This is a genomic window from Curvibacter fontanus (genome assembly GCF_054780335.1).
Window position 1 is genome coordinate 1 of record NZ_BAAGWN010000008.1, and the last position, 19318, is coordinate 19318.

11 protein-coding genes and 2 pseudogenes are annotated in these 19318 nt (G+C 69.6%); 3 read left to right on the plus strand and 10 right to left on the minus strand.

Features of this window, described 5'->3' with window-relative positions; genetic code table 11:
- The first annotated feature begins 157 nt into the window (after positions 1-157).
- The 3 genes and pseudogenes from ACYVH8_RS04785 (at position 158) to xdhC (ending at position 1564) form a co-directional block, all read left to right on the plus strand.
- Positions 158-430 carry a hypothetical protein gene (locus ACYVH8_RS04785; RefSeq protein ID WP_460487744.1) on the plus strand — a complete coding sequence of 91 codons (273 nt, stop codon included), beginning with the start codon at positions 158-160 and terminating at the stop codon, positions 428-430.
- Between the two features lie 132 nt (positions 431-562).
- Entirely contained in the window at positions 563-793 is a 231-nt protein-coding gene (locus ACYVH8_RS04790; protein WP_460487745.1) for an addiction module protein, read from the plus strand.
- A pseudogene (xdhC, locus tag ACYVH8_RS04795) lies at positions 790-1564 on the plus strand (xanthine dehydrogenase accessory protein XdhC). Before ACYVH8_RS04790 ends, xdhC begins: the two are co-directional and overlap by 4 nt.
- 105 nt (positions 1565-1669) lie before the next feature.
- Here xdhC and ACYVH8_RS04800 read toward each other — a convergent pair.
- The 10 genes and pseudogenes from ACYVH8_RS04800 to ACYVH8_RS04845 all read right to left on the minus strand — a co-directional run.
- Positions 1670-1885, minus strand: coding sequence for a hypothetical protein (locus ACYVH8_RS04800; RefSeq protein WP_460487746.1), 216 nt, complete (start codon positions 1883-1885; stop codon positions 1670-1672).
- A gap of 80 nt (positions 1886-1965) precedes the next feature.
- Complete coding sequence (locus tag ACYVH8_RS04805; RefSeq protein ID WP_460487747.1) at positions 1966-4704, minus strand: hypothetical protein; 2739 nt, start codon at positions 4702-4704, stop codon at positions 1966-1968.
- Between the two features lie 13 nt (positions 4705-4717).
- The gene (locus ACYVH8_RS04810) at positions 4718-10483 is read right to left on the minus strand and encodes a hypothetical protein (protein WP_460487748.1); all 5766 of its coding nucleotides are present in this window, start codon (positions 10481-10483) and stop codon (positions 4718-4720) included.
- Between the two features lie 90 nt (positions 10484-10573).
- Positions 10574-13195 carry a beta strand repeat-containing protein gene (locus tag ACYVH8_RS04815; protein ID WP_460487749.1) on the minus strand — a complete coding sequence of 874 codons (2622 nt, stop codon included), beginning with the start codon at positions 13193-13195 and terminating at the stop codon, positions 10574-10576.
- Positions 13192-13689, minus strand: coding sequence for a hypothetical protein (locus ACYVH8_RS04820; protein ID WP_460487750.1), 498 nt, complete (start codon positions 13687-13689; stop codon positions 13192-13194). The genes ACYVH8_RS04815 and ACYVH8_RS04820 overlap by 4 nt, the downstream gene beginning before the upstream one ends.
- A gap of 251 nt (positions 13690-13940) precedes the next feature.
- Positions 13941-15098 (minus strand): GAF domain-containing sensor histidine kinase, encoded by a 1158-nt coding sequence (locus ACYVH8_RS04825; RefSeq protein ID WP_460487751.1) that lies wholly within the window; start codon positions 15096-15098, stop codon positions 13941-13943.
- A 6-nt stretch (positions 15099-15104) separates the two neighbouring features.
- Entirely contained in the window at positions 15105-15716 is a 612-nt protein-coding gene (locus ACYVH8_RS04830) for a response regulator (protein ID WP_460487752.1), read from the minus strand.
- Positions 15717-15749: 33 nt separating this feature from the next.
- Positions 15750-18095: an ATP-binding protein gene (locus ACYVH8_RS04835; RefSeq protein WP_460487753.1), complete on the minus strand. Its 2346-nt coding sequence runs from the start codon at positions 18093-18095 to the stop codon at positions 15750-15752.
- 16 nt (positions 18096-18111) lie between these two features.
- The gene (locus ACYVH8_RS04840) at positions 18112-18480 is read right to left on the minus strand and encodes a response regulator (RefSeq protein WP_460487754.1); all 369 of its coding nucleotides are present in this window, start codon (positions 18478-18480) and stop codon (positions 18112-18114) included.
- A 367-nt stretch (positions 18481-18847) separates the two neighbouring features.
- Positions 18848-18982, minus strand: a pseudogene (locus ACYVH8_RS04845) (IS5/IS1182 family transposase); the annotation flags it as partial.
- Between the last annotated feature and the right edge of the window lie 336 nt (positions 18983-19318).

Here is a 19318-nt window from a genome sequence, read left to right on the forward strand (position 1 = left end):
GCGAAAGGGGCGCAGATTGCGCCGCAAACCTCCTTCGGGCGGCTACGATCTGCTCCTGCGCGTCGTGTTCGCCTTGCGCATCGGGCTGTGCGTGGCGGTTTTATGACTTGTTCAGACCTTCCCTAACGCTGAAATTCTGACTCAACATAGCGAGTTGATGATTGAGACGCTGAAATTTGCACAGCATGCTCAACGCGTCACATTTGAATTTGAGAAAATCTATGTAGAGGCAAAGCGCGTAAGTTTGGACACTCCGTCCGCCGAGAATCTTGCGCGGTATTCGAACGTTTTATCGAATGCTGTAAGTCTCTATCGGCAATTTCAGGAAGAGCAACTTGCGATGCTTCGGACTCTCTATCCGCGTGCGCAACAGCAGAGGCTCTCCATCACAAATCACCTTCGTTCGCTGGCAAAAGGACATTCCGACTAGCACGCGCCAGAGTCTGGTCTTGTCTTTTGCCGCGCAGAGCCTGCTTCGCGTTGAATCCGCAGCGACCCTCACACTACCTAAACCCCGTACCGATGCGTAGAATCGTTCGCCAGCAACCACGGAGCCGCCACCATGTCCACCCTGCTGACCACCCTGGAGCAACCAGCGCGCGCACTGGCGCCTGACGAGCGTGCCCGGCTGGCCGAGGTGCTGCTCGAATCGCCGCACGCCACCCCTCCCCCTGAAATCGAAACCGAGTGGCAACGTGAAATCGAGAAACGTGTGGCGGCCTACGACCGGGACGAAACGCAGGTCTACGTTGCTCAAGAAGTGCTCGCCACCGCCAGACGTCTGGGCACGTGAAACAGGCGTTCACCGGACTGCAGCAGGCCCTGGCCCTTGAGTCCGCCGTGCTGGTGCGTGTGGTTCAAACGCAAGGCTCGACTCCGCGCGAGACCGGCGCCTGGATGGCCGTACTGCACACCCAGGTGATCGGCTCCATCGGCGGCGGCCATCTGGAATTCGACGCCATCGCCCAGGCCCGGACCATGCTTACGGGTGCCGCCGTCCCCGCCGACCCCCTACGCGTGGCCTTGGGCCCCAGCCTGGGCCAGTGCTGTGGTGGTGTGGTGTTTCTGCGTTACGAGTTGCTGGGCCCGCAGGATGCGGCCGGCCTGACGCAGCGCCTGCAGGCACCGACCACCCCCGTGGCCCTGTTTGGCGGCGGCCATGTGGGCCAGGCCATAGCCCGCCAGCTTGCGCACCTGCCCTTTGCCCTGCACTGGATCGACAGCCGCGACGAGATCTTTCCCGCGGACACACCACCGAACATCCGCTGCGAGCATTCGGACCCGGTGCAGGCGGCCGTGGCCGACATCACCCCGGGCTCGACCGTACTCATCATNGTGCCTGCAGCGCGCGCGTGAGCAGGATGATCTACCTTATATCGGCCTGATCGGCAGCAAGAGCAAGTGGGCCACCTTCCGGCATCGGCTGGAGGCGCGGGGTTTTGGCGAGGCGGACTTTGCGCGGGTGACCAGCCCCATCGGCGTGCCGGGCATCGCGGGTAAACAGCCCGAGGTGATTGCGGTGGCGGTGGCGGCGCAGCTGCTGCGCTTCGGACCGCAGGTTTAAGTCCGTTCGGGCTGAGCTTGTCGAAGCCTGGAGCGCGAGAGCCCTTCGACAGGCCGGTCCTGAGCTGAGCCGAAGGGTTCAGGGCGAACGGATACGAGGAATCGATCAGCGCGTGCCGGCCTGCTGCGCGAGCTGCCAGGCCAGGGTGTTCTGGCGTTCGATCAGCGCGCCCGTGTCCACCGTGGTCAGCTCACCCTGGCGCACCACCACCTTGCCGTTGACCACCGTGTAGTCGGCGTTCTCGCTGGCGCAGAGCATGAGCGCGCCCACGGGGTCGTGCACGGCGCCACCGGCCATGCTCAGGGTATCGGTGCGGTACATCGCCAGATCGGCGCACTTGCCGGGCGCGATCGGTCGCTGGATGTCGGGCAGGTTGACTCCCGGGAAAGGGTTGCAGGGACCTACCGGACGGTGACGCTGAAGGCGACAGTGCCGCCGGCGCCGGCTTCGAGGATGCCGGTGAAGCCCCACTCCAGGCCGCCGGCGACGCCGATGGCGGGCTGCTGGCTGACCTGGCAGGTGGCGCCGGCGGGCGTGGCGCCGCACTGGGCTGCGGCGAAGACGGTGTAGGCCGGGGTGGCGTCGTGGATCTTCAGGTTGGCGAGCGCCCCGGCGGAGAGGTTGTCGTAACGGATGGTGTAGGTGACCGTTTCGCCGGGCTGGGCGGCGGCCTTGTTCACGCTCTTGCTGAGCTTCAATCCCGCCTCTCCGGCCCGGCCGGCCACGGTCAGGTCGCTGCGGGACTGGCTGGCGGAAAAGCCGGCATTGGCCCAGGTGAAGCTGGCCGTGAGGGTCTGGGCGTACTGGGCGTTCACCGGGGCGTTGGCGGGGGCGAAGGTCTTCACCACCAGGCACAGCCTCTGGTCGGCGGTGAGATCGACGGGGCCGGCGATGACGGCTTCCCCCGGGTCGGCCGTGCCGTTGCAGTTGGCGTCCAGGTAGAGGACGCCGCTCCAGCCGCCGCTGGCGGCGGGGCTGGCGCTGCCGGACAGGGACAGCGTAAGCCGGCCGGCGCTGCCGGCGACGAAGGCGTGGGGATGGAAGACCACGGCGCCGGGCTGGGCGGTCTGCTGGTTGTCGCCGGCGAAGCTGTTCTCCGGCACGTCGGCGAAATTGACGCCGGCGTAGGCGGTGCCGGCGGCGTTGGCGAAGCTCACCGCGTCCTGGAGCCGGTCGTAGCTGCCGCCGGTATTGCCGGCGCTGCCGCCGACGGAGAGGGCGCCGGCGGGATTGCTTTCGACCACCCGCACGCTGCCGGCGGCGCCGGCGGGCAGCCACAGGACGTAGGCCCCGGCGGCCCCGCTGGTGGTGACGTCGAAGACGGTGGCGCCGGCGGTGTCGGTGGCCTTCACCGCCACCCCTGCGATGCCGGTTTCGGCGGCCTCCTGGAGGGCGTTGTTGGCGATGCCGCCGCCACTCCCGGTGTCCTTGAAGACGGTGCCGGCCACCCGGCTGCCGTGGTAGAGGCCGAAGTTCTGGCCGCCCAGGTCGGCATTGACCACCGTCACCGTCCGCGTTCCCGCCGCCGCCTCGGTGCCCAGCCAGCCGACGGGAAGACCCGGGGTCACGTCGGCCAGGGTGGCGTTGGTGTCCAGGACGATCAGGTAGCTGCCGGCACTGGCGGCGGCGAAGGCGTAGGCGCCGCTCGCCGGGTCCACCGCGGCGGCGGCGATGGCCGGGCCGGCGGGGGAAGCCGCCGGCACCAGCTTGGCGTAGAGGGCCTGGCCGCAGCCCGCCTCGACGCCGTCCCGCAAGGCGTTGTGATTGGCGTCGCTGTAGGCGTTGCCGGCCACGCCGCAGGCGAGGGCGGCGCTCAGCACCGTCACGTCCACTTCCCCCAGGCGGACGCCCAGATTGGCCAGCAAAGGATCGACCAGGCCGGTCAGCAGGGTGGACAGGACCGGTGTCAGGCTGCCGGCGACGGCGGTCTTCAGCAGCGGCAGCACCGCCGCATCCAGGGTCCCGCCCAGGCTGGGGGCAAGCTGCAGCTGCAGATTGGCGACCAGGTCATTGACCAGGGTCGCGGCGAAGCCGGCCGAGGTGGAGGCGGTGCGGGTCTGCGGCCAGGGGCCGGAGAAGGACAGGGTGCTGGCGAAGGGCGCCTGGCCGCGGGCCCAGCTTTTCGCCTGGATGTCGACGGTGGTGGTGGCGACCAGGGGCTGGCTGACGGTGAGGGTGCCGATGGTGGCGTAGGCGAGGTCGGTGGCGGCGTCGATGGGGCGGCTGCGGTTGAAGAAGACGCTGTCGGCGATCTGCCCCAGATAGAGATCGGCCACGCCCGGGGTCGCCTGGACGGTGACGGCGTTGGCGATGGCATCCACCGCCTGGATGATCCCGTCCGCCCGGGCCACCTCGACGTAGAGCTGGAGCTGGGAGATGGTGGCGCTGGCGCCGGAAATACCGGGGATGGTGGTCAGCGCCGAGACGTCGGGGCTCAGGGCCACGAGGTTGAGGTTCAGCTTGACCCGAATGGCGGCGGTGTGGAAGGTGCTGCCGGCGGGGCCGCAGACATAGGCCGGTGGCTCGATCACCTGGGCGTAGAGATCCACGGAATTGATCACGCTGGAGAGGCCGAGGACACTGCCGGACAGGGACACCGGCGTCGGTGTGGTGGCGAGGTTGCGGTAGTTGAAAAGCTGGACCGAGCCGGTGACGAGTTCCAGGGCATTGACCTGGCCTCCCGCGAGCATGCCGTCGGGCAGGGACACCTGGAGCAGGTCGCCGACGCGCACGGTACCGCCGATGCTTCCCACCTGCCCGGCGGTCTGGGTCAGGGCTTGCGCCAGGGCGGTGTTGCCGTCGGCCTGGGCGGCGCTGGCGGCGGCGCTGGTGATCTGGGCGAGGCTCGCCGAGGCGGCGAGGGCCGCTGCCGGGCTGCCGGCCCCCGTCTGGGCCTGGAGGGCGCCGAGAAAGGCGGCGAGGTTCAGGTTGCCCTGGGCAAGCGCGTTCCAGTCCGCCACCGAGAGATTGACGCTGCTGCCCAGGAGGCCGCCCATGAGGGCGTTGAGCAGGGCGCCGCGGCTCGAATCCACGGACAGCAGGCGCGGTCCGGCGTGGACGCAGGCGCCGCTGGTGCAGGCGGCCTGGGCCCCGGTGAGGGCGGCGAGACCGAGGCAGAGGGCGAGGAAGAGATGTTTCATGGCGGGTTTCCTTTCACAGCCGCTCGAAGAGCTTTTCATCGAATTTGAAGCGCAGGCGCAGGTAGATGCCGCGCTCGGTGCTGTCCTCGCCGGCCAGGTCCCTGTCCTGGAAGCCGAAGACGTTGTAGCCCACGGACAGCCACAGGTTGTCCTCCAGCCGGTAGCCGACTTCGGCGCCCAGGGCCGTACGGCTGCTGGCGGCCCCGGCCGAGAAGAGGGCGCTGGCCTGCACGCCGACGTCCCAGCGGCTGCCCAGGTCGTAGGTGCTGCGGCCGGAAACCAGGTGGGCGGTGCTGCGGCCGGCGAGGCCACCGCTGTCTTCCAGCACCAGTTTGCCGGCGTAGCGGCCGGTCAGCACCAGGACCCGGGTCGGCTGGACGTTGGCGTGGGCGGAGACGATGTGGACCTGGCGCCTGGTATCCAGGGCGTCGTCCTTCTCGGCCTTGAATTCGTAGCGGGCCAGGCCGTTCCAGCGGTTGGTGTCGGCCTCCCGGTAGGCGACGCCGAGCTGGAGGCGATCCTGCAGGCGCTCGCCGCCGTCATGGTTGCGGTTGAGGCTGTAGATGTTGCGGCCGAGGAAGATCCATTCCCGGTCGATCTTCCATGCGAGGCCGAGGGTGGACAGCCAACTGTCGGCGCTGGGCGAGGTGCGCCATTCCTGGCGGGCGGTGGCCTTCCAGTCCGGGGAGCGGGTCAGCTCGACGGCGCCGGTGAGGGCGGTGGCGTCGCTCCCCTTGCTGCCGGCCAGTGCCGAGATGCGCTCGGCCCCGGCATCGATCCGCAGCCCTGGCGCCGCCTGCCAGCGGTTCTTCAGGCCCATGGCGGCTTCCGCCTCGCGGCCGGTGAAGGCGTCCCGGGCCCGGTATTCGCTGAAGCTGCGGGTCTCGGAGCTGTCGCTGCGGGCGATTTCGCTGTCGACGCCGAGCACCGTGGTGTTGCGACGCTGGCTGGCGTCCAGCCCCCAGGGGCCGGAGAGGGAGGAGATGAATTCGTGGCGGCCGTAGATCCGGCTCCGGTCGGAAAGGCGGTAGTCCCCACCGACCGCCAGGAGTTTCTTGTCGCTGTCGCCGGTGGCCTGTTCCGCCTCGGCATAGACCGTGGCCTGCGGCAGGTCGGGAAGAGGGGCGCCGAGCTTCACCCGCAGGCTGGTGGTGGCGCCGGCGCCGGGGGCGGGCTGGGCGACGGTCTCCTGGCTGCGGCGCACACCGGCTTCGAGCTTCAGATTATGGTCGAGCATGCGCTCCGCCCCCACCAGCACGCCGTCTCGCCGGCTGCCGGTGGCGAGGTCGCCGCTGTGCAGGGTTTCCGCCACCAGTCGGGTGCCTTCCTCGACCTTCAGCGCCACCTTGGCGCCGCCTTCGGAGCGGCCGCGGGTGAGCGTCGCCGAAGGGTTCTCGAAGCCGGCGTCGGCCCGGCCCGCCCAGATCCGGGCGGAGAGGTCGCCGTCCTCATGTTTGATTTCCAGCCGGGCGGCGTTGCCGGAGCCGCCGGAGAGCTTCTCGCTGCGGGCGGCCTCGCCGACGACGGTGGTGGCGCCCAGTTTCACCGTGGCGCTGGCGCCTCGAAGCGTGGCCGGGTCCTGGGGATTGCGATCCTCCACGGCGACCGCGCCGATTTCCACGACCTCGTTCACTTTCACCCGGGTGTCCATGCCCATCACCCAGAAGCTCTCACCCCCCTGTTCCACCTCGTAGGTGACGCGGACGAACTGGTTGTTGAGATCGGCGTCGACGCTGGCGACGGGGGCACGGAAGAGGATGCGGCCGCTGAAGGCCTCCAGCTCGTAGTCGGCGAAGCGGGTCTGGGGCACGGTCTTGATGACCACCGCCGGCTGGTTGCGATCGCGGGTGACGATTTCCACCCGCTCGCTGTTGACGATCAGGTTGGCGAGCTTCAAGGCGTAAGGGCCGGAGGTGCCGTTGGCGGGGATTTCCTCCACCACCTGGCGGGTGCTGTCGCGGGAGACGAAGGCGTCCACCGTCACCGGCCCTTCCTCGGTATGGGTCTTCAGGCCGGAGAGGTTGCGGTTGTAGGCCGAGAGCTGGCGGGCCGGGCTGGCGGCGGCCGCAGAGGTGGCGAAGTCGCCGTAGAGCAGCCAGGACTTGCCTCGGTCCAGGCGGACGTAGAACTTCTGGGTGGATTGGGCGTCGAAGCCCTTCACCGAGGCATCGCCATAGACCGGGTAGTAGCGGTCGGGCTGAAGGTCGCGGAAGAGGCGCTCGCGGGTGTCCTTGTCCGAGTCGTAGGCCAGCGTCAGCAGGGTGTCGCCCCGGATGCGCCCCTTGAGGAAGAGGGCGGCCCGGGCGGCGCCGTCACCCCTGGCGAAATGGGTGAGCTCGCGCTCGAAGGCGTCCGACTGGCGGACTGGCTGCAGGGCGCCGGAGGAGAGTTTCTTCAGGTTGAGCACACCCTCCACCAGGCCCACCGCCACCAGCTCCCGCAGGGCGGGCAGAAAGGTGATGGCGGCTTCCGCCCGCAGCCGGCCGCTTTCCGCCCGCAGCCGGGCTTCGCCGGCCTCCGACGGGGAGACCAGGGCGAATTCGCCCTGGCCGCCCTCGACGAAGACCTGCACCCCCGGCGTCTTCGGGTCCAGGTCGGCCACCTGCCAGCGGCCGGCGGTGGTCTCCAGGGTCACCGGGGTGCGGGCGGCGACGGGCAGACCTTGGGCGTCTTCCAGGCGCAGGGTGACCCGCACCGTGGCGCCGCCGTCGGCGGGGGCCGAGGCGGACAGAGCTTCCAGCCTGAGGCGGGCGAGCTCGCCGGGGACGCGGACGGTGAGGGCCTTCTGGCCGCGCAGGTTGCCGAAGCCGTCCCGCTGTTCGAAGACCAGCCGGTTGTCGCCGGGGGCGAGGTCGACGCCCACGTATTCCCGGGCTTCGAGCTGCCGGTCGGGGACGGTGAGGCGGGTGCCGATGCGGGATTCCGGCACCGGCTGGTCATTGACCGAGAGGGCCAGGGGGGCGCCGGCCGGGCCCTTGACCCGCAGGGTGGTCTGCGTGCCGGGGAGGATGGCGCCGTCGGCAAGGCCGATGAAGTCAGGGCTATTGTCCAGGGTTGGCAGGAGGTCGGCGAGGGGGCGGACAGGGGCGGGCGCCGGCGCGGTGGGACCGGCCGGGGGAACGGGGGCGCTGCTGGGGGCGTCGCCGCCGATCACCCCGCTGGCGACCACCGGCCCGGCCGCAGCCTTGCCGTCCAGGCTGAGGGGGCGGGCGATCCCCGCTTCCACCTCGCCCTTGCCCCGGGCCGCGGCGGCGCGGCGGCGCTCGATCTCGGCCAGCACCGGCGGGGTGCAGGCGAGGGCGAAATCGGCCCGGTGCAGCTCGCCGTTCTTGAGGTCCACGAAACGGCTGCCGCCGTCGTTGGCGTGGCGCTGGGCGATGGCCAGGGGCCGGGCGCCGGCAGGCAGGGTGGCGGGGTCGAGCTTGGCCACGTGGGTGCGGGGGGTGATGCCGGCGAAGCTGAATTTCCCGAGGCCGTCGGCGATGGCCCAGGTGCCGTCCTCCAGCCACACCCGCACGCCCGGCACGCCCGGCTCCCCCGGGTCCTGGACGCCGTTGCCGTCGCAGTCGGCGAACACCTTGCCGAGGACGAAGCCCTTGTCGTCGAAAACCCCGCCTTCCACCCGCACCACCGCCTGGGCCAGGTTGCTGCGGCGGGACAGCGGCGCGGCACTCACCGCCTGTGCGCTGTTCACCGCATCACCCGGGGAAGCTCCGGGGCCGATGACGAGGCGGTAACTGATCTTGGCGCTGGCGCCGTCGGCCAGGACGCCCAGGGGGAAGGCGAGCAGCGGGCCGCGGCCGCCGGCCGGATCGGCGACCAGCCTCCCGTCCCGGCGGGTGGAGCCGGGCTGGTACGCAAAGCCGGCGGGCAGGCGGTCGTTCAGCACCACGCCATCGAGCGGTCCACCGCTGACGTTCTTCACTTCCACCGTGTAGTCGACGAAATCGCCGATCTCGGCCACGGTGCGGGACACGCTTTTCCGGGCCAGCAGGGCGCCGGCGGGGGCGGGGTCGAGGGGCAGGTCCACCGTCACCGCTCCGCTGGCGGCGGTGATGGTGAAGGTGCCGCCGTAGGACGCCGACGGATCGATGGTGCGGCCGGCGGGCTGGACGGCGGGAGGCAGCTGGGAAGGGAAGCGGTAGTCGCCGGGGGGCGTCACCGCCAGGCGGTAGGTGCTGGGGGCCACCAGGGGAAAGTGGTAGCGGCCGTCGGCGGCAGTGACCACGGTGCTCGGGGCCGGGGTGGTGCCGTCGGCGGCGAAGACCCGGGCGGAGCCGCCGGGGTTGCCGCCGTTGCCGGCGCCGGTGACGTCGATGAGGGTGACGGTGGCGCCGGCCAGGGGCTGGTTGCTGCGGCTGTCGAAGACCACCCCTGCCGGGTCGACGAGGATGTTGGTCCAGGCGGCTTCGGCGCTGCAGCCCCAGAGGGCGGCGGTGAGCATGTCGTCCGGGTGGGCCTCCACCATGCCGTTGCCGCTGACCGCCGGGGTCTGCATCGCGCTGGCGGTGCCGACCGCCTGGGCGATGCGGAACATGCCGGTGTTGGGGCCGGTTTCGACGCCGGTGAAGGTCTCGGCATCGCCGGCCATGCGCGAGCCCAAGGTGATCAACACGGTCTCGGCCATCGCCGCGTTGGTGTTGCATGTTGCCGCATCGGCCTGGAGGTAGAGGGGGGCGCCCAGGGTGGTGGCGGTGCTGGCGGCGCCGAAGCCGGCGTCGGCGTAATGGCGCAGGGTCGGCATCCGGGCGGCCAGCGCGAGGGTGACGGTGTTGGAGGCCGCCGTCACGGTGGCGCTGCTGCCGTCGCCGTAGCTGGCCTGGGCGGTGGCGGGGAGGAGGCCGCTGGCATTGGCGTTCACCCGCACGCTGAGTTCGAAGGCGGTGCTGCTTCCGGCCGGCAGGGCGTCGAGGGCGTAGGCGACGGCGTCGACCCGGCCGAGGTCGGCGGGGGGCGTGCGGGTGTAGGCGCCAGCCGGGGTGCCCGCCAGATGGTAGAGCAGGAGGGTCCCCGCCGAGGCGCCAGCCAGGCTGGCGGCGGTGTAGGTGGTGTTGACGGGGAGCGGCAGGCTCAGCAGCAGCCGGTTCATGGCGGCGCCATCCGCGGTGAAGGGGATGCCGGTGGCGGTGCCGCGGCCGGGGTTGGTGGCCGCCAGGCGCAGGACGACCGTCTCACCCCAGGCCGGCTGGAGCGTGGAGGCGGACAGGTTGAGGGCCACCAGGGCGGCGTCGCTGACTTGCACCATGTCGGTGGCACGGGCAAGCGCTCCCTGGCTGCGGCTGATGCCGGTGATCTGGAGGCGGGCGGCGGCGCCGGCGGCCACACCGGATGGCACCTGGCCGACGGCGACCAGGTCGGCGGCTTCGCCGGCGGCCAGCGCCACGCTGTCCACGGCAGGCTCGCCGGGATCGGCCAGGCCGTTGCCATTGAGGTCCCGGAAAAGCCGGAGATTGAGGAGATCGAAGTCGTCGCCGGCCAGGTTGGCGACGGCCAGGTCGAAGGCGGCGGCGGCATTGCCGCTGTTGGTGAGCCGGTGGGGCAGGCTGACGTCGGCGCCGGCGGGCCGGGTCCGGGTCAGGTTGGGGACGAGGGTCCCCGCCTCCAGGGGCTGCACCACCACCCGGACGGTATTGGACTGGAGTTCCGAAGACATGCCGGTGGCGCCATCCACGTAGCGCACGGTCGCCCGGTTGTCGATGACGCTGCCGGCGGCCGGAGCGGCCAAGGCGGGATTGCCGGCCAGCAGCAGGAGGGCGAAGGCGATGAGGAGACGGGTCACGGGAGTGTCCTCCGCGGAAATTTCGGGCGTAGCCTCCCCTGCCGCCCCGGCGGACCGGGGCGGAGGAGAACGACGGGTTCAAGCGGAGGCTTAGGGGTTGATGCGCACGCCGAAGCTCAAGACCACCGACTGGCCCGGCGACAGGGCGCCGACGCTGGCCTGCACGGTGCCGCTGCTGCCGGCGGCGGGCGCCGTGACCGTGCCCCGGCTGACGGCTGCGGCGACGAGGCCGTGGTAGGTGGTGTTGGCCGGGGTGGCGTCGCTCACCACCACCGCGGTCACGTCCGCCACGCCGACGTTGCCGGCGGTGATCTGGTAGCGGATGCAGGCGCCGGGGATCGCCCCGCTGCCCAGGTTGGCTGCCGTGTAGGCGGCGTCCGGGCTGCCGTCGCAGTTGGCGTCGAGGGCCTGGAGCTTGCTCAGCTGCACCTGACCGGCGATCACCGTGGTGCTGTCGGTGGCAGTGACGGCGGCAGGGGCTGCGGCCCCATTGACGCTGCCGCTGGCCGTGACGGTGAGGCTGGCCGTATCCACCGCCCCCACGGGGGCGCCCGTCGGGGCATAAACCTTCACGAAGAGGGTGACGCTTTCGCCGGGGGTGAGACCTGCCGCCGTGCTGGCCCCGTTGCTGCCGCCGGTGAGCTGGGAAAGGTTGGTCACCACCGGGTCCCCGGCATCCAGCACGCCGTTGTTGTTCTTGTCCCAATACACTGCGGCGCTGAAGCCGGTGGCGGAGTCGGTGACCGCCAGGGCCACCTGGCCGGCGTCGCCCTCGGTGACGTTGCCGCCGTTGGCCAGGGTATGGGCATAGACCACGATGCCGCCGGGATAGGCCTGGCCGGCGTGGTTGGGGGCGAGGGTCAGGCTGCGCAGGGTCGCCACCTGCACCGCGTCGTGCAGCCGGTCGGCGGCGCCGGAGGTGGGCGAGACGGCGCGGAAATAAAGATCCACCGTCCCCGCCGGGGCGCCGGCCGGCACCGTCACGTCGGCATAGACCGTGAGGCTGGCCCCGGCATTGACGACGCCGGTGTTGGTGAGGACGGCCCCGTTGGCATCCTTGAAGCTGACGCTCCAGCCGGCCGGCAGACTCAGGCCGGCGAAGGTGCTGTCGCTGCTGGCCTGCAGGTTGAAGGTGTCGGCCTGGGCGCTGGCGTTGGCGACCACCAGGGTGAAGCGGGTGGTGGCGCCGGGGTTGGCGGTGTTGGTGACCGCGGCGCCCGCTTCGGGCCCGGCGCCGACGCCGGGGGCGCCCGCCCCGGCGGCGTTGTTGGTGAGATCCACCGTGTTGGCGTTGATGGTGGTGAGGGTGTCGGTGGCGCTGGCGGTGCGGGTGGCGTCGGCCCGGGAGGCGGCGGTCGACTGCACCGTGTAGGGGCCGCTGCCGCTCGCCCCCGGCGGCAGGATGGCCTTGACCACCACATTGATGCCGGCGCCGGCGGCCAGCGGCCCGGTATCCGGGGTGCCGTTGCCGTTGCTGTCGATCAGCGGCGTCACGCCGTCGGCCTGGTAGAAGACGAAGGTGGTGCCGGCCGGGAAGGTGGAGGCGCCGAAGGCGAGGTCGAAGCTGTCGCTGCCGTTGCCGGTGTTGGTGACCGTGTGGGTGAAGAGCACGGTGCCGCCCTGGGGCGCGCTGGCGACGGTGGCGCCGGTCATGCTCACGGCGGCGTTCTGGGCCACCACGAACTGCACGCCGTTGGTGCTGGCGGCGGGCACGTTGGCGGCGCCGTCGTTGTAGCTCCAGCCCGCGGTGTTCAGGGTGGCCGCGTTGGCGCCGGCGGCAAGACCGCTGGCGATGGTCACCTGGAAACGCAGGGTGCCGGTGGCGCCGGCCGGGACCGAGGCGACGACGGCGGTGACCCGGTTGGCGGCGCTGACGCCGAAGTCGTAGACGAGGCCCCCCTGGTCGTCCGCCGCGTTGGCGTCGGTGAGCACGGTGGCGCCGGTGGCGCTCCAGCGGGCGCTGTTGGCGACGTAGGTCATGCCCGAGGGCAGGAGGTCGGTGAGGGTCAGGTTGCTGGCGGGGCCGTTGCCGGTGTTGGTGTAGGTCAGCGTGAAGGTGCGGGGGCCGCTGCCGGCGGCGCCGCTGGCGACGTCGATGGCCTTGCTGACGCTGACCACGGCGTTGCCGGAGACGGTGGTGCTGTCGGTGTTGGCGGCGGTCACGGCCGGGGTGTAGGCGCTGGCCGCCGTCAGCGTCAGGCTGTTGGCGCTGCCCGGGGCTGCCGTGGCCGGGGCGGTGCCCACCACCACGAAGCGGAAGCTCCCGCCGGCCGGGATGTCGCCGCTGCCGGTGATGGGGGTGGCGTTGTCGGGCACGCCGTCACCGTTGGCGTCGGCGTAGATGGCGACGCTGCCGAAGGTGAAGGCGCCGCTGTTGGCGGTGGCGAGGCTGAAGCTGTCGCTGCCGTTGCCGGTGTTGGTGAGGGTGTGGGGATAAGCCACCTGGCCGCCGGGGGCGACGTTGCGGGCGCCGTTGGCGGAGAGGGTCAGGCTCGCCACCTGCTGGACGATGGTGACCACCGTGTTCGAGGTGACGGTGCGCACGGTTTGCGAAGCGTCGGAATAGGTCGCGGAAGCCTGGTTGCCGATGCTGGTGCCGGCGGCGGTCATGGCCCGGGCCGGCCCCACGGCAAGGAAGAGGCCAGCGAGGATGAGGAGCAGGGCGAACAGGTGCCCGGCCCGCAGGGCGGTGGTGAAGTTCGAGGCTCTCATGGCTGCTTCTCCCCGTTGGCCATGCCCATGCGGGCGCGGACGGTGGTCGAGGCGCCGGGAGACAGGTCGCCCAGGGGCCAGCGCAGGTAGCGGTATTCGGCATAGGGAACCGCTTGCGGCTCCTTCGTGCCGTCGGCCCGGATGACGGTGCGGGTCAGGGGCACCGGTGCGAACCGGCTGCCGTCCAGACTCGCCAGCACCGCCGCCGGGCGCGCCGTCGCAGGCAGATAGACGAGGGTTCCGGCCGGGATCGGCAGGGTGGCCTCGACATTGCGGGCCACGGACTTGCCCCGGTTGGTGTAGGTGGCACGGTATTCAACGGTATCGCCGGGGCGCGCTGCGGTGGCGGGCTGCAGGCTTTCGCCGCCGGCCTGGGCGACAACCTTGCTCGCTTCGAGACGGACGGCCACGTCGCCGTCGCCGGCAGCCATGGCGGCCGGCATCTGGCTGAAGGCCACGAGAACCAGCGCAAGGCTGGGCAAGAGGGTTTTCATCGTCAATGTCCTTGTTGAGGTTCCGGAATCGGCCTTCAGGGGAAGGGCCGGCGAGGCGAGAGTCTGGGCCTGCGACCATCGTTGTTACCGATATTACCGTTTTAGCCGAATATGAGTCAACTGATATTTGGTAAAAACGGTAATTCAGTGCCAGACAGGGCTCGACCGAACCCTTTCGGATGCAAGGCGTCTTCGAGCAGGAGGAAAAAAGCCGGATGCGGCGGGGAGGCGAAGGAGGTTCCCGGAGGACCTCAGGCGGGCAGGTGCAGGGTGACCTCGGTGCCCTGGCCGGATCGGCTGGCGAGCTGGACGGAGCCGCCCAGGACCTGGATGATTTCTTTCACCAGGGCCAGGCCCAGGCCGCTGTCCGGGATTTCCGGGTGAGCGCGGTAGAAGCGCTCGAATGCCCGGGCCTCCTGCTCGGGCGTCATCCCCAGACCCTGGTCCCGGACCCGGATGTCCACGCCATCGGCGGCTGATTCGGCAAAAACGCTCACCATCTCGCCGCCGGGGGAAAACTTGAGCGCATGGCTCACCAGCTTGGACAGCGCCTGTTGCAGCTTCCTGGCATCGACGGGCACGGGTGGCAGGTCCGGCGCGATGGCCGCCCGCACCCGGGCCGCCGCTGCCGGCGGGAGGGCTGCCAGGGTGGCTTCGACGATGGGTGCCAGGGGCTGGGAGTGGATATTGAAATCCCGGCCCTGCCGGGCCTCGATGCGGGCAAGGTCGAGGAGTTCGTTCACCAGCTGGCTGAGCTTTTCCGCTTCCTGACGGATGATGTCCGCCATCTCCTGGCGCTCGGTGTCCCCGAAGCCCTTCCGGGCGAGGAGTTCGGCGAAGCCCTGGATGCCGGCCATGGGGGTGCGCAGTTCGTGGGCTGCGGTGGCGAGGAATTCGCTCTTCAGGCGATCCACCTCGGCAAGGCGCAGGGCGTTCACCTCGGTGCGCGCCCAGGCCGCCAGGTCCACGAGGTTTTGCCGGGCTTCTTCGTCCAGGGTGCGGGGCCGGGTGTCGAGGAGGCACAGGGCTCCCAGTTTGTGGCCGGCGCTCGTGGCCAGGGGCACGCCGGCGTAGAAGCGGATGTGGGGGACGCCGGTGACCAGGGGGTTGTCGGCGAAGCGGGGGTCGGCCGTGGCGTCGGCAATGACGAGGGGCTCGTCGCCGAGGATGGTATGGCCGCAGAAGGAAATGTCCCGGGGCGTCTCGAAGACAGACAGTCCCTGGCGGGACTTGAGCCACTGACGATTGGCGTCGACCAGGCTCACCAGGGCGATGGGCACCTTGAAGAGCCGGGCAGCGAGCCGGGTGATGCGGTCGAAACGTTCCTCGGGCGCGGTGTCGAGGAGGCCGGTGGCGTGGAGCGCCGCCAGGCGGGCAGCTTCGTCAGCGGGTAGGTGGGGGGCTTGCATCGGGCCTCAGGCGGCGGCCGGGCAACCGATACGTTCTTCGACCAGCCGACGCAGCCGCTCGAAGGGAACGGGTTTGGCAAACACCCGCACTCCCGGCGGCAGGCCGCCGTAGACCTCGATCTCACCGGCGTCGAGGGCCGTGACGGCGATCACCAGCATGCCTACGTCCAGCTTCAGTTCCCGCAAGCGGCGCAGCATGCGGAAACCATCCATGCCGGGCATGCGCAGGTCGGTGACGAGAATGTCCGGGGACTGCTCGCCGAGCCGCACCAGGGCCTCGAAGCCGTCGCTGGCGGTGGCCAGGTCCAGGGGAAGCTTCCAGGAAGCGACCTGGAACTCATACAGGCGGCGCAGGTTGGCTTCGTCCTCCACCACCAGCATCCGCGGGCGCGGCGCCACGGCCGGCGGCTGTTGCCCCGCCACCTGTCCCCGCTGGCGAAGGATGGCCTGGATGGATTCCATGGTGACACGCCGGTGCCCGCCAGCGGTCTTCCAGGCCTGCAACACCCCGCTTTCCACCCACAGCTGGACGGTTTTGGGGGAGACGCTGAGAAGTTCGGCCGCTTCCCGCGTCGAACGGTAGACCTGTAAATCGTAGGAGAGTGCCGGTCTGCTCATTTCGGGCTTCTCGGGATTGGGGATCGTTTCATTTTACCGGTCTTGCTGAATTTGCCGCCCTTTCGCCTGGCCGTCCCCCATGGCCAGCCACACCGTAAACACCGCCCCCCTCCCCTTGTCGCTCGCCACGGCCACGCTGCCGCCGTGGAGTTCGGCCAGGCGGCGGACCAGGGCGAGGCCGAGGCCGGTGCCCTCGTAGCGCCGGCCGGGGCCGCTGTCGATCTGCACGAAGGGCTGGAACAGCGTGTCGAGCTTGGCGGCGGGCATGCCGATGCCGGTGTCGGCGACTGTGATCTCGACGAAGGCATCCCCCGCCTGCGCTGGCAGGGGCAGGCGGAATTCGGCCAGGCCGTCCCGCAGGGGACGGGCGATTTCGGCCCGGCCCACGTGCCGCGCCGCGATGGTCACCTGGCCGCCGTCGGGGGTGAATTTCACGGCGTTGGCCAGCAGGTTGTAGACCATCTGCCGGCACTTGCGGGCGTCGGCCTGCAGGGTCAGCCCGGCCTCGGCTTCGCAGGCGAGGCGGATGCGCCGGGTCAGGGCCAGTTCCCGCACCATCGTCAGCCCGGCCTGGAGGAGGGCGGGGAGGTCTACCGCTTCACGTTCCAGGTCCATCATGCCGGCTTCGATCTTGGAGAGGTCGAGGATGTCGTTGATGAGGGACAGGAGGTGCTCGCCGCTCTTCAGGATATCGGCGACGAATTCCTGCTGCAGGGCGTTGAGTCCGCCGGTCAGGCCCTTCTGCAGGGCCTCGGAAAAGCCGATGACGGCGTTGAGGGGCGTGCGCAGCTCGTGGGACATGTGGGCGAGGAATTCGGACTTCATCCGGTCACGCGCCTCACGGGCTTTCCGGGCGGCGCGGCGGTCGCTGATGTCGAAGATGGTGGTGCGGCTCATGACGAACCGGCCAGCGGCATCGCGGATGGCGGTGGCACTCAGGGACACCGGGAGAAGGGTGCCGTCCCGGCGGACGAAATCGAATTCGGCGTCGACCAGGAAGCCCGCGTCCTTGAACACCGGGAAGCGTTCCCGGAAGCGGGCGACGCTCTCTGGCGTGATCACGTCGGTGAAGCGCTTGCGGCCGATCACTTCTTCCCGGTCGTAGCCAAGCCAGGCGAGCTCGGTGTCGTTGATGCGCACGAAGACGCCGTCGCTGTCCAGGGAGTGGTAGCCGCAGGGGGCGTGGTTGTAGAGATCCTCGATTTCGTTCTTGCTGGCTTCGAGCTGGGCGGTGCGCTCCCGGACCCGCTGCTCCAGGTCGGCGTTGAGCCTCTGGACGCGCGCGCCCGATTGGCGGATCTCCTCCACATGGCGCTGGAAGGCCTCGGCCATGCCGTCGAAGGCCTGGGCCAGGACCCCCAGTTCGCCACGCCAGCCGGGCCGGGCGACGCGAGCATCCAGCTGGCCGGAACCGAAGCGCCCGGCAGTCTCGGTCAACACCTGCACCTGGCGCCAGATGAGCCGGTGGCCGAGCAGCCAGGCGGCCGCCAGGGTGAGCGCCGCGAAGATGCCCAGGAGAGCCAGGGTGCGGGCAAAGAGGGCATCGCTGTCGGCCAGGAGTTCATCCTTGGCCACGCCGACGCTGAGGTAGAGGGCCGTATCGCCTGATTCCCGCAGGGGCGCGAAGCCATGCAGGCGCAAGACGCCGTCCGGGCCGGGCACTTCCATGGCGCCTTCACCCTCCTGTGCCAGGAAGGCCTTCACCAGGGGCGCATCCGCCAGGCGCCGGCCGGCCCAGGCGGCCGCATCGGGATAGAGGAAGAGGATGGCGCCCTCCTCGTCCCAGATGGTGAAGGTCATCCGGGGCATCGCGTGGGAGCGGGTAAACGCCTTGCTGAAGCTGGCGAGATCGAGGAGACCGACCAGGGCAGCGGAAACCTCACCGGCAGGGGAGAGCACCGGCACCACGACTGGCAGGCCCATGCCCTGGGCGATGGTGCCGGCCACTGGGGAGGCGACATAAGGCTCGCCGCCCGCGAAGGCCCGGTCGAGATGGCGCCAGTCGGCGTAGCTGCTCCCTTGCCCCTGCTTCGGCTGGCCGTCGCAGGCGGCCAGCCGGTCGCGGCCTATGACCACCAGGTAGAGAAAGTGATGGCTGCGCTGCAGCGCCCGGGCAAGTGCCGCGGAACACTCCGGTTCCTGCAACTTCCGGATCGCCGTGCGCTCGCTCAAGGCCGATTGCAGCTCCTGGCTGGTGCGGACGACCTTTTCCAGGTCGAGGGCGGCAAGGCGGGCCATGCCCTGCAGGCGGGTGCGGGCTTCGGCGATGTCGAGTTCCCGCGTCTTCAGCGCCGTGTAGCAGATGAGCACGATCGCCGGCAAGGCCGAGGCGAGCACGAGCAGCAGCAGGCGCCCACGGATGCTGGTCAGGTAGCGCATGCCGCTGCGGGGGCTTTCAGGCCGCGAGGAGCGCCGCCGCCACGACCGCCAGCAGGTCGTCATGGCGGAAGGGTTTGGCGAGATAGCCCTGGAAGCCGGCAGCAAGGAGCTTTTCCTCATCGCCCTTCATGGCGTGGGCGGTCAGGGCGACGACGGGGATGCCGGCGGTGGTGTCGTCCGCCTTGAGCATGCCGGTGGCGGTAATGCCGTCCATGCCCGGCATCTGCACGTCCATGACGATCAGCTCCGGCGGCCGACGGCGAACCGCCGCAATCGCGGCCGCCCCGTCATCGGCCTGGAGCACCAGGTGACCGGCATGCTCGAGGATGAACACCAGCAGCTTGCGATTGGTGTGATTGTCTTCAGCGACCAGGATCGTCGCCATCGCGCCAGCCCTCCGGAAATAAACGTTTTCGCACTTGCAGTTACAGACCCGGGTTTCGAGAAAAGGGACGCTCGAAACCGTTGCTCGGAACGCAGCCGCTTCGTTGGGGAGGGTCTGTACAAGCCCTGCCGCAGCGAGAGTTGGGCGTCAGGAATTCACGCGATGAAAGCTGAAGTGCGTTTGCACCGGTTTCCCGGGCGCTTTGTCCTCGGTTGGCCACCCTTTCAGGCTGCTGGCCGGCATCTGCCCGCATGGCAGGCGTATTCATCCCCGCACTTCTTGAAGAATTCGCCTTGTGGCCCTCCACAAATTGCTCAAGGCAAACAGCGTGACCGGCATGCCAGTGCATGCCGGTGGCCTCCTCTCGCTTGTCCGCCGGCGTATTCGGTTCGATCAGCCCCACCGGCTCCGCCCAGGGAACCACCCGTTCCATCTCGTCGAGGAACTCGCGCTTGCGGGTGCGCCTGGTCTTGAGTTCAAATCCGCTGGCAGCAAGGCGCATCTGTTTCATGCCCGCAATGTCGCTGGCCCAGCCTTCATGGAACTGACTTATGTAGATTTATTCTTAAGTATTTATCTGTGAATATTGAAAAGCACCTCACATCCGTTCAGGCTGTCTTGCTGCGGCGAGATGCTTGAGCGCCTAGAATGTGTGCGCAAACTTCTCTGATTGCGCCCGTATCTTTGAATTTTTCTCTCTAATGCAAACCGTAGCAGGCCATTGGAGATTGGCAATCCATTGATGTTCACTCAAGAATCAAGCACGACACTAGTGTAGTGTTTGATTCTTGAGTGAACTTAAATGGATGGCCAACCTCCAATGCTCTACTACGGTTTG

Excerpts from the sequence above, each read along its gene's own strand:
- ACYVH8_RS04815 (WP_460487749.1), bottom strand. The coding sequence starts at position 13,195 with ATGAGAGCCTCGAACTTCACCACCGCCCTGCGGGCCGGGCACCTGTTC.
- ACYVH8_RS04785 (WP_460487744.1), top strand. The coding sequence starts at position 158 with ATGATTGAGACGCTGAAATTTGCACAGCATGCTCAACGCGTCACATTT.
- ACYVH8_RS04840 (WP_460487754.1), bottom strand. The coding sequence starts at position 18,480 with ATGGCGACGATCCTGGTCGCTGAAGACAATCACACCAATCGCAAGCTG.
- ACYVH8_RS04825 (WP_460487751.1), bottom strand. The coding sequence starts at position 15,098 with ATGCAAGCCCCCCACCTACCCGCTGACGAAGCTGCCCGCCTGGCGGCG.
- ACYVH8_RS04835 (WP_460487753.1), bottom strand. The coding sequence starts at position 18,095 with ATGCGCTACCTGACCAGCATCCGTGGGCGCCTGCTGCTGCTCGTGCTC.
- ACYVH8_RS04820 (WP_460487750.1), bottom strand. The coding sequence starts at position 13,689 with ATGAAAACCCTCTTGCCCAGCCTTGCGCTGGTTCTCGTGGCCTTCAGC.
- ACYVH8_RS04830 (WP_460487752.1), bottom strand. The coding sequence starts at position 15,716 with ATGAGCAGACCGGCACTCTCCTACGATTTACAGGTCTACCGTTCGACG.
- ACYVH8_RS04805 (WP_460487747.1), bottom strand. The coding sequence starts at position 4,704 with ATGAAACATCTCTTCCTCGCCCTCTGCCTCGGTCTCGCCGCCCTCACC.
- ACYVH8_RS04790 (WP_460487745.1), top strand. The coding sequence starts at position 563 with ATGTCCACCCTGCTGACCACCCTGGAGCAACCAGCGCGCGCACTGGCG.
- ACYVH8_RS04800 (WP_460487746.1), bottom strand. The coding sequence starts at position 1,885 with ATGTACCGCACCGATACCCTGAGCATGGCCGGTGGCGCCGTGCACGAC.